This is a genomic window from Oligoflexia bacterium, assembly GCA_035326705.1.
Lineage (GTDB): Bacteria > Bdellovibrionota_G > JALEGL01 > JALEGL01 > JALEGL01 > JALEGL01.
In genome coordinates this window covers 192,008-206,730 of the sequence record DAOLES010000004.1, presented here as the reverse complement: position 1 = coordinate 206,730, position 14,723 = coordinate 192,008, and the positions used below count along the sequence as shown (strand labels likewise).

The 14,723-nt window shown below is 38.4% G+C and carries 15 protein-coding genes; 8 read left to right on the top strand and 7 right to left on the bottom strand.

The genetic code is table 11. The features are described from left to right. Positions 1 to 9: 9 nt before the first annotated feature. The 5 genes from PKC21_07570 to PKC21_07550 all read right to left on the bottom strand — a co-directional run bounded on the left by PKC21_07570 (position 10) and on the right by PKC21_07550 (position 5,560). Positions 10 to 1,188: a class I SAM-dependent methyltransferase gene (locus PKC21_07570; protein ID HMR25195.1), complete on the bottom strand. Its 1,179-nt coding sequence runs from the start codon at positions 1,186 to 1,188 to the stop codon at positions 10 to 12. 211 nt (positions 1,189 to 1,399) lie between these two features. Then, the gene (gene pnp / locus PKC21_07565) at positions 1,400 to 3,592 is read right to left on the bottom strand and encodes a polyribonucleotide nucleotidyltransferase (GenBank protein HMR25194.1); all 2,193 of its coding nucleotides are present in this window, start codon (positions 3,590 to 3,592) and stop codon (positions 1,400 to 1,402) included. A 268-nt stretch (positions 3,593 to 3,860) separates the two neighbouring features. Further along, positions 3,861 to 4,121 carry a 30S ribosomal protein S15 gene (gene rpsO, locus PKC21_07560; GenBank protein ID HMR25193.1) on the bottom strand — a complete coding sequence of 87 codons (261 nt, stop codon included), beginning with the start codon at positions 4,119 to 4,121 and terminating at the stop codon, positions 3,861 to 3,863. 330 nt (positions 4,122 to 4,451) lie between these two features. Then, the gene (gene pyrF, locus PKC21_07555; GenBank protein ID HMR25192.1) at positions 4,452 to 5,153 is read right to left on the bottom strand and encodes an orotidine-5'-phosphate decarboxylase; all 702 of its coding nucleotides are present in this window, start codon (positions 5,151 to 5,153) and stop codon (positions 4,452 to 4,454) included. A 116-nt stretch (positions 5,154 to 5,269) separates the two neighbouring features. After that, positions 5,270 to 5,560: a hypothetical protein gene (locus PKC21_07550; GenBank protein HMR25191.1), complete on the bottom strand. Its 291-nt coding sequence runs from the start codon at positions 5,558 to 5,560 to the stop codon at positions 5,270 to 5,272. Between the two features lie 114 nt (positions 5,561 to 5,674). On the opposite strand from PKC21_07550, the gene PKC21_07545 reads away from it, so the two are divergent. The 3 genes from PKC21_07545 (at position 5,675) to PKC21_07535 (ending at position 8,281) form a co-directional block, all read left to right on the top strand. After that, a complete protein-coding gene (locus PKC21_07545) occupies positions 5,675 to 6,463 on the top strand; it encodes an FHA domain-containing protein (protein HMR25190.1) in 789 nt (262 codons plus the stop codon). 15 nt (positions 6,464 to 6,478) lie between these two features. After that, a complete protein-coding gene (locus PKC21_07540; protein HMR25189.1) occupies positions 6,479 to 7,780 on the top strand; it encodes a DUF4388 domain-containing protein in 1,302 nt (433 codons plus the stop codon). A 63-nt stretch (positions 7,781 to 7,843) separates the two neighbouring features. Continuing rightward, positions 7,844 to 8,281: a hypothetical protein gene (locus PKC21_07535; protein ID HMR25188.1), complete on the top strand. Its 438-nt coding sequence runs from the start codon at positions 7,844 to 7,846 to the stop codon at positions 8,279 to 8,281. 77 nt (positions 8,282 to 8,358) lie between these two features. Here PKC21_07535 and PKC21_07530 read toward each other — a convergent pair whose 3' ends face one another. Both PKC21_07530 and dacB read right to left on the bottom strand, forming a co-directional pair. After that, on the bottom strand, positions 8,359 to 8,964 hold the full coding sequence (locus PKC21_07530; GenBank protein HMR25187.1) for a prepilin-type N-terminal cleavage/methylation domain-containing protein: 606 nt from the start codon (positions 8,962 to 8,964) through the stop codon (positions 8,359 to 8,361). 38 nt (positions 8,965 to 9,002) lie between these two features. Then, positions 9,003 to 10,325, bottom strand: a complete 1,323-nt coding sequence (gene dacB / locus PKC21_07525) for a D-alanyl-D-alanine carboxypeptidase/D-alanyl-D-alanine-endopeptidase (protein ID HMR25186.1) — start codon at positions 10,323 to 10,325, stop codon at positions 9,003 to 9,005. Between the two features lie 96 nt (positions 10,326 to 10,421). On the opposite strand from dacB, the gene nagZ reads away from it, so the two are divergent. From nagZ to PKC21_07500, 5 genes are all read left to right on the top strand, one after another. Next, the gene (gene nagZ / locus PKC21_07520) at positions 10,422 to 11,549 is read left to right on the top strand and encodes a beta-N-acetylhexosaminidase (GenBank protein HMR25185.1); all 1,128 of its coding nucleotides are present in this window, start codon (positions 10,422 to 10,424) and stop codon (positions 11,547 to 11,549) included. A gap of 88 nt (positions 11,550 to 11,637) precedes the next feature. Continuing rightward, positions 11,638 to 12,270 carry a MotA/TolQ/ExbB proton channel family protein gene (locus tag PKC21_07515; protein HMR25184.1) on the top strand — a complete coding sequence of 211 codons (633 nt, stop codon included), beginning with the start codon at positions 11,638 to 11,640 and terminating at the stop codon, positions 12,268 to 12,270. Between the two features lie 3 nt (positions 12,271 to 12,273). Further along, complete coding sequence (locus PKC21_07510; protein ID HMR25183.1) at positions 12,274 to 12,774, top strand: biopolymer transporter ExbD; 501 nt, start codon at positions 12,274 to 12,276, stop codon at positions 12,772 to 12,774. A gap of 27 nt (positions 12,775 to 12,801) precedes the next feature. Beyond that, entirely contained in the window at positions 12,802 to 13,389 is a 588-nt protein-coding gene (locus tag PKC21_07505; protein HMR25182.1) for a biopolymer transporter ExbD, read from the top strand. Between the two features lie 273 nt (positions 13,390 to 13,662). Further along, positions 13,663 to 14,580: a hypothetical protein gene (locus PKC21_07500; protein HMR25181.1), complete on the top strand. Its 918-nt coding sequence runs from the start codon at positions 13,663 to 13,665 to the stop codon at positions 14,578 to 14,580. Positions 14,581 to 14,723 lie beyond the last annotated feature (143 nt).

The following is a 14,723-nucleotide window of genomic DNA, read 5'->3' as shown; positions in this document are numbered from 1 at the left end:
GCGTAAGATTCATTCCCTTGGAAAAACTCTAAATTTTTTACCATGTTTTTGTTGGATTTTATTTTTTATTTCAGGAACATACAGTGGGTTTGCTGATATATAAATCACTGTTCCCTCTGGTTCCTGATTGAGTTCTATTGGATTACGCACTGTAATATTGTATCTTTTGCTATTCCAAAACGTAGGGTTATCATCATAAATGCCAGCAACTTGAGAAACAGGAATGTTGTATTTTTTTAATGAAAACAATCCAATGTTTCCGGCTCCGTAAAATACAAAAGGTTTATGGGTTTCCTGTGCCAAAGTATATGCTGATTGAAAATGACTAATCATTTGTTCAACTTTTTTTACAGACTGCAAAGATTGGCTCTTAACATCAGAAGCTTGCTCTTCAATTTTAGAATTGGCTTGAGATTTTTTTAACAAAAAAAACATAAACAATTTTTTTTCTTCTACATTGTTTGCCACAACTTCTAAACCGCATTTTTTAAACAGATTATTTATAGACAAGGGCGTAAATTTTGACAGATGATCATAAGTAATAATATCCGTTGGATTTAAATCAAAATTGGGAACCCCAATATACAAGAGCGTTTCATCTCGCATACAAGCATGAACAGATTGTAAAAAATGAACTGGATCACCTACATGTTCAAGCACCCCATGACTTAAAACAAGATCAAAGTCCTCCTTAAAAAACGGCGCATCTTCTAGCAATGAAATACTGATATTGGCATCTTTTAAATTATCTTTAAGAAAGGGTTCACTTTTTTTATTGGGCTCAACCGCATATACCTTAAACTCAGAATGCTTTACTGTTAGCTTTTCTTGCAAACGTTTGAGCAACAAGCCCTTGCCGGTTCCTACTTCCAAAATTTTTTTCGCCCTCTGAATATTTTTAGGATCTATGTGCTCAAAAAGAAAATCCAAAACTGAATCAAAAAGTGTTTTGGCTTGTCCCTGATTAAACACCACAAACTCACTCTGACCATCTTGCATCAACAAGTCATATTCTTTTTCATAAAAGTCAGGGTCTATCTGCTGACTGGGACTAAAAACATAATCACAGACTTCACAGTAAAAAACATCTACTTTTTTCTCTATGGGTTTGGAACAGGAGGTGACAGAAACCCGGCTAGCAAAGACTTGACGGGTGTTGTTAGACTTACAGATTAAACATAGATTCATTCATCAAGCCTAGCATAGTATCCGATGATAAGGTAATTCTATAAACCTTAAGGTTTATTTTTATATTTTGCATAACTGGATAGTTTTTAAAAACTGTCAGACTATATTTGAACTTAAATAATATTAGAACAGCTTGTTTTACCAGTCAAAAAAGCTTGAGGGCAAGCATAATCCGCTCTGCCCTCAAACAAATGGTTTTATTAGAAATGACTTAACGTCTAGGACGACTGTCACGCCCACTACGGCCACGGCCTCTGCCACCACCACTAGTGCGTTTTCTGTCTCTGCCAGAACCTGGAACATGGTCAGATGAACCTGGCTCTAAAACTTCACGGTGAGAAAGTTTAATTCGGTTATTGCCTTCAACGTCTAAAACTTTAACTTCAATTTCATCACCTTCACTCACCACTTCTGACGCATCTTCAATAGGTTCCGTGGTTAAGAATTCACTGATATGACATAAGCCTTCTTTGCCAGGTAAAATTTCTACAAAGGCACCGTAGTCCATGACTTTGGTGACTTTACCTTTATAAATTTTACCAATCTCTGCTTCAGCAACAATGTCTTTAACCATTTGCATGGCTTTTTCCAAAGAAGCTTTGTCAGAAGAAGCTATTTTGACAATACCATCATCATTGACTTCAACTTTAGCACCACTTTCCTCAACAATACCACGAATCACTTTACCACCGGTACCAATCACGTCTCTGATCTTATCTGGTTTAATTTGAATGGTTTCAATACGCGGAGCATGTGCAGATAAATCACCACGGGTTTCACCCAAGCCCTCTTGCATTTTGTCTAAAATATGCAAACGACCTTCTTTAGCCTGTTGCAAGGCTTGCTCCATGATATCCCAACTGATCCCATCAATTTTAATATCCATTTGTACCGCTGTAACTCCGTCTTTGGTTCCAGCCACTTTAAAATCCATATCACCAATATGATCTTCATCACCTGAAATATCAGATAAAACAACAAAGTTATCATCTTTTTTAACCAAGCCCATAGCGATCCCTGCCACAGGAGCTTTAATATTCACACCTGCATCCATCATGGATAAAGTTGCGCCACAGACTGTTGCCATAGATGAAGAGCCATGTGACTCAAGAACATCAGACAATACTCTAATGGTATACGGAAACTCTTCTTTTGTTGGTAAGACTTTTTCCACCGCTTTGCGGGCTAAGAAACCATGGCCAATTTCACGTCTGGCTGGACCTCTTAAAGGTTTGGTTTCACCCACACAAAATGGAGGGAAGTTGTAATGCAACAAGAAACGCTCACGCGCGTTGCTAATCAAAGTATCTACAATCTGTTCATCTTCACTGGTACCTAAAGTGGTGCTCACCAAAGCTTGCGTCTCACCACGGGTAAACAATGCTGAACCGTGCGTTCTGGGTAAAACACCCACTTCTGCAGTAATTGCTCTGATTTCGCTTGGTTTTCTTTCATCCAAACGAATCTTATTTTCCAAAACATTGCTGCGCATATGATTGGATATCATTTTATCAATGGCGCTGGCAGCGTCTGCTTGACAACCTTCAAACACCGCTCCTTCAGCACAAGCAACGTCCATAACCTCATCTTTAAATACAGATAAAGCGGTATAACGCTCAATTTTTTCTTTAATGGTTAAAATTTCTCTTAATTTTGTGCCCCGATTCTCTTCAACCCAAGCCATCAATTCTTCAACTTTATTTTCAGGCGCAACAACTTCAAATTTGATTTTCCCTATTTCTTTTTGCACTTCTTCTTGAATTTGCAACAAAGGTTGTAAGCTCTCATGCCCAAACTTGATAGCTGCCAACAGTTCAGCTTCAGGAACAATATCTGCTTCACCTTCAACCATCACCACAGCATCTTTACTACCGGCAACCACCAACTCTAGGTCTGATTGCTCAATTTGCTCATGCGATGGATTACAAATATGTTCACCATTGATACGGCCCACTCTCACTGCCGCAACCGGTCCAGCAAAAGGAATATCAGACACGGCCAAAGCTGTAGACGCACCCAACAAAGATAACACATCCGGATCATTCACCCCGTCATAGGATAAAACACTGGTAATCACTTGGGTTTCACGCGCGTAACCTTTTGGGAACAAAGGTCTAATTGGACGGTCGGTTAAACGTGAGGTTAAAATTTCACGCTCAGATTGACGGCCTTCACGTTTAAAAAAGCCGCCAGGAATCTTTCCTGCCGCAGACATTTTTTCAATATACTCAATAGATAGAGGTAAGAAATCTATACCTTCTTTATTTTTTTTACCACAGGTTGCGGTGACCAATACCGCGGTTTCACCATACTGAATAAATGCAGAGCCATTGGCTTGCTTGGCCATTCTACCCACTTCAATACTGAGGGTCTCTCCATGAAATTCGATTGTTTTTTTAATCATTCTATTATTTCTCCTCTGGTTCTTTTCTCTAAGGGGGGAGCTTCCCCCCTTCTCGATCAAAAAGCGTCGTTTTTGATCGATTCAACCCACCCAGGGGAGATGCGGCACAAGGCCTCTCTCCCAGAACCATATAATTTTGATAGGTTTATTAATTAATAGTTAGTTTTTTGTGAAAATAAGAAGGTGTATCATTTAGTAGCGTATGCAGAGAGAATATGTGCGGTTTTATCAATCCGCACATAAGAAAACTGTTTAAAAAAGCAGTAATCTACTTTCTTAAACCAAGATCTTTGATCAATTTTTTATAACGATCTACGTTGGTTTTTTTGAGATAATCCAACAAACTTCTGCGGTTACCCACCATTTTCAATAGACCACGTCGTGAGTGGTTGTCTTTTTTATGGGTTTTAAAATGTTCTGTTAAATGTGAAATTCTATCGGTTAAAAGTGCCACTTGCACTTCTGGTGAACCCGTATCACCCTCATGTTGCTTGAATTTTTCAATAATTTTTGTTTTTTCCACGGTTATTAATCCTTATTTTATTCAATCTGTGTAGGTTTGTTTTTTTGCTAACCTACTTAAATGTATACACTTTTTTATTTTCAGAGCAGGAATATTACATACATAAACCCAAAACGCAAGCTTTTGTTGCACCAAACCCTTCACTTTTTATGCCCTTATTTTTAACGTTGGTCTATGATTTCACTTGTTTTTTCAGTTTAGTGTTGGGTAGACTTTTAACCTGACTATAGCTAGTTCAGTAGTTTTTTACATGCTCTTGCACTTTACTTCTTTAAAAAAAGTAAGTTACGGTTTCCTTTGCCAATTTAACCGCCCCCCACTACCCAATGCACATACTTAGGCTTGAAGGCTATCTAAAATCGCTTTCGCCGCTTGCTTGGGGTCTTGAGCTTGCATGATGGGTCTGCCAATCACCAAATGATCTGCGCCTTGTTCTATGGCTTGCTTGGGTGTCAGTGTGCGTGTTTGATCATCTTTTTGGGCACTTTCTGGACGGATACCCGGAGTTACTTTAAGCAGAGCTTTCAAACCAGGCTCAGCATTGAACAATTCCAGCTCCAAAGGAGAACAAACAACACCATCAGCGCCAGCATCCACTGCCATTTGCGCAAACTGCTTCACTTTATCTTGGGTAGCACCAGAAAATATCTGTTGGCTATCTTGCTCAGACATGCTGGTGAGAACGGTCACCACCAATAATTTGCTTTCACCTTTAACTTTAGCTGCTGCTTCTATGGATTTAAAACCACAACTGGCGTGCACATTAAAAAACGCCGCTCCCATATCCGCCACCACTTGGCTGGCTTTACCTACAGTGTTGGGAATGTCACAAAACTTGCCATCTAAAAATACACTGCTTCGGGCATTATGAATTTTATCGACCAAAGTCTGCGCGCCAAACTGAGTCATGGCCTCTAAGCCAATTTTAAACGTTCCTACATACGGTGCAAGCCGCTCAAGATTCTCATCAAACACATTTAAATCAGCCACATCCATGGCCACCATAATCGGGTTGTAGTCCATCGTTTTCTCCTTCATACATACGCACCACGAAGAAAAAGTTTTTCTACCCGCTCAACCTGTTGGCTGGCTTGCCAGCCAAAACTCGTTGTACAAAAATCTTTTTCTTCGTGCGTGCTGCTTCAAATTTACACCTAAAATTCTATGGCTTCATTGTTAATCGAACTATGATTTTGTCCATTAATCTGCTTAAACGAGATGCCGTTGATCAGCACCAACAGTAAGCCAATAGGGAAGAAGACCAACAACCAAAAACCCAACCAAAACACTGAACCCGTATAATCAAAGTAATAGGTGCCTTGGTGGACGTGCAACTTACCTCTTAATAAAATTAAAAAAATGGCCACTGGGAAATACACTAAAGCAAAAACCAATAGCCAAAACTTAGACCCTGAATATTCTACCCAACATGCTTTTTCTGACATAAGCTTTGCATATCAAGCTCATGGATAATGAGCAATTTTTTACTCTCTATATATGACCCTGCGACTTGACAAAAAACTCACTTCATAAGATGAACCCATTGAAGTAACAAATCTATGTCAGAAGAAAAATCAAATTTTAGTGCCATTGACCTTGCGCCTGAACTGGGTTACTACCTTGAATTCTTAGAAGGCAATGAAAAAGGCCGACGGGTTGCCATTGGCAAAACCCGAATTATTTTGGGTAGAAAAAACGGAGATATATTGGTCCGTGACATCCGAGTATCTTCCAGTCATTTGGCTATAGAAATTCATGGCCCACACATAAGGGTCACTGACCTAGGAAGCAGTAACGGCACCTTTATTGATGGCCAGTCTATAACCCAACAACAAATTCATCTTGGCCAAGCCATACAAATTGGTCAAACCTTATTGTGCATTAGACAAAATCCTAGAATTAGCAGTGAACTGACCAACTCATCACATAACTTAAAAACCGGAAGTTACTCCGGACTTTCGGGTCTTATTGATGAAGAGTTTGTTCACTATGAACCCAGTAAAACTCAAGTGGATCGTAAAGTTCAACGCCCCATCAAACCTGAAGAACGTGTGGTTCGTATGCGTATTATTTTAGGCCCAGACAAAGGTAAAAAATTTGCCATTCAGAAAGTGTCTTTTGCTATTGGCCGCATTGGCTGCCATATTTCTCTCAACGACGCTGACGTATCCAGAAAACATGCTATAATTGAAGTTGTTGAAGGGGGAAGAGTGATTATTAGAGACTTGGCATCTTCCAATGGTACATTTGTCAACCAGGAACGGATTAACAATAAGGTGCTTAATCCGCATGATAAAATTCAAATTGGAAAAACTATTTTACTTTTTGAAAGCGCCAAGGCAGATTAGAAGACACATACAAACATGAGTAAAGCAAACAAGCATAACGAAGTCTTATTGACTTTTTTAGAGGGTGAAAATGAAGGCGTAGAGCTGCGCATCATCCCTCCTAGAACATTGGTCATGGGACGCGGTGAAGATTGTGACATTTATCTCAGTGAAAAAAAAATCTCCCGCAATCATTGTCAAATTTCTGTTGAACCTAATGGCGTCTTTGTTCAAGACTTAGGCAGCACCAATGGTACATTTTTAAACGATGATATTCTCAAAGAAAAACAAAAAGCCAGCAACAACGATGTGGTGAGCCTTGGCACCAGTAAAATCAAATTAACCTTTGCTTTATCAGAAGAAGACGCTGCTAACATTGTCAAAACATCCAACTCTGATCAAATTAACACCCAAGATAAAATTCAGGAATTTCCTGACACTTCTCATAAAATTGAAGAAGAAGTTCCTATTTCAGAACCGCAATCAAACCCACAAACAGCCGCTAATTTGGACAGTGATAAGGATCAATTGGATGATTTAGACTTTGTCCATGATAACTCACTTGATGAAAAAAGTTCTGGGCAAGATGACTTTGATTTGGTTGATTTAAGTGAAAGCATAGAAGACGAAGCGGTTAATAGCGAACAACCTTCTATCAATGACACTTTTAATGCAGAAGATAATATTGACTTTGAACAAGTCAGTGAAGATTTTGAAATTGAACGCTCTGTCAACCATCATGAAGCTTCTTTTGCAAAAATAAAAGAAGAGCAAGAGCTTAAAATCAGCAACAATGCTTCCAGTGCACTGTCCGGCAATCTTTCATTAATGAGCTTACCCGATTTACTCCAAAACTTGGCACAAAATAAACGCAGCGGTTTATTACAAATTGATAAAAACAAACAGACCGGCAAAATTTTACTAAAAAATGGCGCTATCATGCAGGCCGATCTTGCTAATGTTAACGGCTTAAAAGCTGTGCATCGCATGCTAAGCTGGGATGAAGGAGATTTTCAGCTGTTGGCAACAGAAATAACCAGCAAAAACAAAGAACCACTGAGCGCAAACATTGAAGGCTTGCTTATGGAAGCCTTTAGACAAATGGATGAACTTAAAAAGTTAAAATCAACCTTACCCAAGTTTGAGCAAAAATTTGTTTTATGCAAACCCCTTACAGCACCTTTATCTAGGTTACATCCTAAAGTTTTAACCGTTTTACAAAATATCCTCAACGAAGGCACCTTACAAGCTGCCCTAGACATCAGTGAACTCACGGATTTAGAAACCGCCAAAGTCTTTCAATACTTGTTGGATAAGCAGTACATTCAGAAAAAATAATACCCTTGCGTTAAAAGTTAAAAATATGTTACCAGTTCATAAAAATTTTCCTGGGGAGAACACATGTTTAAACTTTTTTTATGTCTGTTGTTTATGAGTATTTTTTCAATCTACGCTCAGGGAAGTCCAACATGGAATGGCAAAGCAACCTCTACGGGCTACTTCTTACCTGTTAGCGGCTCCACTGATGCACACCTAAAACCATCCTATGATGGCAAAACCATCAGCAACACAGATTACTACGGCTGGACATGGGTCTATAATGATACCCAAAAAAACATTCAGCTAAAAAACAAAAACAATACTCCCACTTTGCAATGGAATATTGAGATTGATCCAGAAAATCCAGCGCAGTTTATTTATGGAGAAAATGAAAATTCAAGCCTTACTGGCCAACTGTTAAACAATGGTACAATTAATTTTTACCTAGACTCCTGCTCAGATAACAGGTGCAATCCAAAACTATTATTTACAACAACAATTAATACTTTTAAAAGTTAGCCCGGTTTTATTACCTAATCAGCATTGTCTTTTATTAACTGCAATAACCCAAAAGCTAAAATTGATTAGAAGTATTTTTATTGTGTAGGGTCTTCTTCATAAATGTCATTTCTATCAATGACCTTAATAAACAAGGAGCAGTCTTTAAGCGGCCCCTTTTGATCAGCCACGGCCGTTATATAATACCAGTTGCTGCTCACCGGAGTTGGGATGCCAAGGGTGGTTGAGGGCGTTATGGCACTATGGTTACAGTCTGAACCTCCTGGTGTATAAGAGCCATCAATTGCTTTTAAATCGCCAAGACCTCCGGTCACATTGTTTCCGGATTCATCAATTTGCCCTGCAATTGCCTCATACTGAAAATACACCTCTTCACCATTGCGTATCACTCTACCCAATAAATTCCAACCGGAGACTGAAGTATTAAATTTTTCTCTCCCTGTTTGATAATTGGGTACTTTAGCAGGGCTTGGCCCCACGGTTACATAACTTTCATTTTCTGCAAAAAAACTTTCCTGATACAAAGCAATAATACCTAAATTGTTGATGGCTTCTGAAGTTCTGGCTTTACGAATATAGTTTAAATAAATAGGGCCCGCAATCGCAGCTAAAAGGCCAACAATCACCAAGACGGTCATTAGTTCAATCAAAGAAAAGCCTACATTTTTATATTTTTGCATCATCTTCTTATTGTACCATAGCCCTTGTGTTAAAGATTGTTTTAAAACAGTTCCGCCAATATTTTTTCTTCAAGATCACGCAGATGCCAACCACTTTGACCGGTATCATTCCACAAAAAAGCAAAATAAACAGCCCCATATTTTTTTGTATTTGCCTGCCCAACCAAAGCAGTAACATTGTTAAGTGTACCGGATTTTGCCCTTATCTTGCCAAACATAGCTTTACTTTTAAAGCGATTGCGTAAAGTTCCGTCTTGGCCTGCAACGCTCATGGCATGCAAAAACTCAGTGCCGTATACTGGATGTTGGGCTGAAACAAAAAATAACTGTGCTAAATCATGAGCAGAAATTTCAGTTTGTCTAGATAAGCCTGAAGCTTTGTTTAAAACAACCGCATCTTTTAGTGGTCCTTTATTTTTTTTAAGCCAATCATTTAAATCAACCCCGTCTTTAGCTAAAGCATAGGACAGCATTTCAGCCATAAAATTATTGCTGTACTTATTCATCCCCCAAACAATATGGGTCAGAGGTTTAGATTTAAATTCCAAAGCAGTACCCATTGTTGCACAAGGTTTGTATTGCACATCAAAAACTTGTTTTGTTGCCAGTAAATTTTCTTTAGCCAACATATTTTTTAAAGCTTGCGCAAAATAAAACTCTGGTTGAGACACAGATCCATACAAGGTTCTATGTTTTTCATTGATCCCTATGACCCCATTAACATTAATGTTTAAGCGTTGTTTTTTTTCATCGTAGCTTACTTGCATAACAATACTTTTTTTTCCAGCACTATTAACCGTGTTGACCTGAGCATTTAAATGATAAGCATCCTCAGGCAAATCTGGATCAATTAAAACCGTAGCTTGTTGACCTTTAGCGACAGCAGGATAAACATGTACCGTCAATGAGTTAAAGTTTAAAGCCAAGGCACTTTGTGGGGCAACAAATGCTCGGTGGGCATCTCCAGAAAAATTTTTCTTTAGGCCATGCTGTACCGATAAGTCACTATTATCAATAATCAATGATTGAATTTTATTGATGGACTCTCTACGCAACATTTGTCCCAACAACCATAAATTTTCACTGACAAAATATGGGTCTAAGCCTCCTTTGATACAAAGTTGCCCTTTATTCAACCAAAGCTTGGTAGAAAACTCATGCGCTTGTCCCCAATGCTCCAAAGCTGCCGCTGTTACCAAAATTTTTATTGCTGATGCTGGATTTAAAGTTTTATGTGCATGTTTGGTATACAAAACCTGCTGTTCATTAAACATATACAAACCAATATTATTTTGTTTAATTTTAGCTTTATCAAGCACCCAATCAATGCGTTGTTCAAGATTATCAGCAGGTGTTTTTGCCATAGCCTTCTGCGGATGCATGAAGCAGCCTAAGCAAGACAGAAAAATCATTAAAACTTTATTTGGTATTTTCATTGTGGATCAGTTTAAGGTAATGCAATGAATATGCAACAAAATGCACGCAAAAAACAGAAAAGCTCTTGGCCAATTCAAACTCTAAAACGTCGCTTGGGTCAACTCATGATGATTGGTTTTGATAGTACGTATTTAAATAAAGATGAAATCAGCTTCATCAAAAAAGTAGACCCTGCCGGGGTAATTTATTTTAGGCGTAATTTAGATAGCCCTGAACAAAGTCTAGCCTTATCACAAGAAGTTTGGCAACACTTTGCAACACCCCCTTTTATTGGCATAGATCAGGAGGGCGGCCGCGTAGAACGTTTAAGTAAACCTTTTACCCACTTTCCCGGTAACCAAGCTTTGGGACAAAGTTATGAAAAAACCCAATCTCCTAAATTGGCTCGGCAACAAATCAATGCCATATGCAGACAACTTAAAAGCATTGGTGTTAACTTGGATTTTTCACCTGTAGCAGATATTCACACCAATCCCAAAAATCCAATTATCAATGATAGAGCCTTTGCCAGCACCCAAAAAACAACCAGCAATTTGGTGGGTCTTAGCGTTGATAGTTTTAATCAAAATAACATTATTTCTTGTGCTAAACATTTCCCAGGTCATGGTGACACCCTATTAGACAGCCACTTGGCCTTACCCAGCGTTGATACTTCTTTAAAAACACTGATGCAACGCGAGCTTAAGCCTTTCATTAGAGCCATTGCATATAAGGTGCCTATGATTATGACAGCTCATATTGTTTACAGTGCTATAGATCCACACAACATGGCTACTTTATCTCCTTTTTTCTTACAAACTCTTTTACGCAAACGTCTTGGCTATGAAGGTCTAATTGTCAGTGATGATTTGGAGATGCATGCTGTGGCCAAAAATAAAAACCTATCTTCTGCTGCAGTTGAAGCGCTAAATGCTGGTGTTGATTTACTTTTGGTGTGCAAATCTTTGCAGGAATCCGAAAATGTTTACAATGCCATTGTTAACGCTTTAGAACAAAAGACCTTAGATCCCTTACGTTTACAAGCTTCTATTGAGAGGGTTTTGCATTGTAAACGTCGGTTTAGACTGCACGCCCCACAAAAAAACTTATCTCAACATACCTGGCCCCAGCACGATTACCTTGCAGAAAAAATTCAGAAAGTTGCCAACTGATACAATTGGTATACAATAGGATAATTGTTTAAATATAAAAAAATTGTGTACAACATGATAGCTTACACAAAAATTTGGAGGTTTAATTATGTCATCTTTTTTTGATGTTTACTGGCATAGTCGTTTTATGCAGCTTAACACTATTGTCTCTATTATCGCTCTTGGTGTCATCTTAGAACGTGTCTATATGCTTTGGGCAAAATACTCCGTCAATGGTGTTTCATTCATGCAAACCATTGAACGCCATATTTTGGCCAATGACTTAAACAGTGCCAGAAACTTTGCCAACACCAGCAAATCTCCTTTGGCGACTGTTGTAAAATCTGGCTTAGCCAAAGCTCCTCTTGGAGGTATGGCCGTTTCTATGGGTATTGATGAAGCTTTATTGCAAGTTACACCAAGGATTGAAAAGCGCATTGGTTCTTTATGGGCCATTGCTAACATTGCTACATTGGTAGGCTTAATTGGAACCATTTGGGGATTGAGTATATCTTTTGGTGCTTTGGGCGGTCTTTCTGCTGAAGCCAGAGCTGAAGCGATGGGTGTGGGTATTGCTGAAGCACTTTACAACACCATGTTGGGTTTGAGTATTGCTGTAATCTGTATCATTGCTCACTTGATTCTTTCTGGCTGGGCTAAAAAGATTATTGGTGATTTAGATTACTACACCAGTCGTTTGGAAAACCTTTTAACCATCAGACATGAGAGTGAGGCTGCTTAATCTATGTCCAGAGGTCAGCGAGAAAGCGGCTTAGAAGTTGAAGTGGGTGAACTCAACCTCGTTCCCTACTTGGACATTATGGTAAACTTGGTATTATTCATGTTAATGAGTATTACCAGCTTTTTAAGTTTTACCATTCTAAATGCCTCTATCCCTCAATTAAGCCCCAACGCTGCCACTGCACAAGAGCAGTTAAAGAAAAAAGAGCTTTTGCTTATGGTTAGGGTAACTGAAACTGGTTTTATAGTAGATCCCAGCGTACAAGGTGGAAAGTCTTTGCCCAAAACACAAATTCCCAAAGTGAAGGGTGAATATCAGTTTGAAGCGCTCAAAAAGCGTGGCGACTCGATCAAAGCTCTGTTCCCTAAAGAAGAAAAGGTTTTAATTTTAGCGCATGAGTCTGTGAAATACGATGATATTATAAAAACCATGGATGCCTTGCGCGATAAAGAAGAAGATGGAGATGAAGGTCTGTTTCCAAGTGTAACACTAAGTGTTTTATAAACAGGCGTAAAAAATCTAAGGAAAGTTATGGCATCAGCAGAAACAGAACAACATGCAAGTCTTCACCTCTGGCGCGCTCGTTTGCGTAAACGCAGAGGCAGAGGCTTAGATAGCAGTCATTCTAAAGAACTTAATTTGGTGGCCATGATGGACATGATGACAATCATTCTAGTGTTCTTGCTCAAAAGCTATTCTGGTTCTACCTTAACTGTGGATTCTACTAAAAACTTTCAATTTCCAAAGTCAACCCATCAAATCACACCTGTAGATGCAACAAAACTCACTGTTAGCAATTATGACAGCGGTGAAGGTCAAATCATTGTCAATAATGACATTGTTGCCACGCTTGATTCAAAAGCCGTATTAAGCATGAAACGCAAGGCGCGTAACAGAGATTACATGATTCCTGAGTTGTTTAAAGCCTTAAAAACACAAGCCGCCATGGTTAAAGCTGAAACCAAAATTCGTGATGAAAAAGCCACCACCTATGAAGGCAATATTTTGGTCATTGCGGACAAAGAGGTACCTTACTGGCTATTAACTGCTGTTCTTTTTACCTCAGCGGAAGCCGGCTTTGATAAATACAATCTGGTCGCCGTTAAAAAGAATCAATAAACTTATTGTAAATAAATTTTTATCTGTATGTACCCTTATTTTTTTTAAGGACATGCAAATCATTCGTTTATGATGTGACTTAACGCCACGTCCCTTGATTTTTTACTTGCTTTTTGTTATTGGCTTGTCAATAAAAACATTTACTTAAAGGGGACCGCATGAAAAAGCTTTTTTTAATAATAACTTTATTTTTAGGAGCTGCCCATGCCGGCATATATCCTGTTAAAAGCTTAAAAAACCTGGTTAGTAAAAATAATATCTTTGAGGCATCTCTTGATTTTAAAGCAAATATTTGGTCTTTCAAACAGCGCATCTTTGGATGGATCTGTAAAAATTTATAGCCCCAACACAAATGCTGATACTTCGTCATTATTGTATAACTTTAACCTAAGCAATACCCCCCTTATTTTTAATGCTGGTGTAGCCACACTTTCCGTCAACAGCAAAAACCTTTTAACTGATGAAGAAGACTCTGCTGCTTTAAAAATCACCTATACGCATATTCACCATAACAACTATGCTGTAAAGATAGAAATAGAAACCCATTGCAACCATGAAGATATTCTTTATGCTAAAACTTTCACTCAAACTGACAAGTTTGATAATTACAACTATGCTTCAGCATATACATCTGTATATCATACGGCTACAAAGGAAGCTCTACCCATCTATCGCAGCAATAACAACTTATTTTATATGACCTCTGATATCAATGTTACTTATGACCCTTATTCAAGACAATTGATTGCCCTTGGCCAAGTCAATATTTACAATAACAATACGCCTATAAAAAATAATAGGCCGCAAGACAACCCCGCTTATCGCTTTATTATTAATGAAGCGCTTTCATTAGGCCAAGAACAAACGCCACAACTTTTTGCTTGTTCAAATGATCCAATCAACAATATGTCATTAAGCATCAATTATTCACGACTTAATGCAAACAGCTACAGCCAAGACATTACAGTGAATGTTTTCAGTGTTGAAGATCCTGAAACCTGTAACGCCACTGTCAACAATGAAACTGAACTTCCAGTTTATGATAGACTAAAACACACTTCCACCATCACACCAAAACTCAATGCTCAACACGCATTTTACTATACACCTTCTAGCAACGACGACGATTCACCCTCTACTGACAAAGCTCCAAAATTAAATAATGGTACTGAATTTTCCTATTTTCATTAATATGTAAATCTATCACACAGTAGTTTTTATAATAGAAAAGCTACTGTGTGTGCTTGATTAAATGAAATATACATTGGTTTTACTTTCACAAATTAAAAATCGTCGTTTTTAATTTGCTCATCCCCGTGTCTTCTATGTCAATC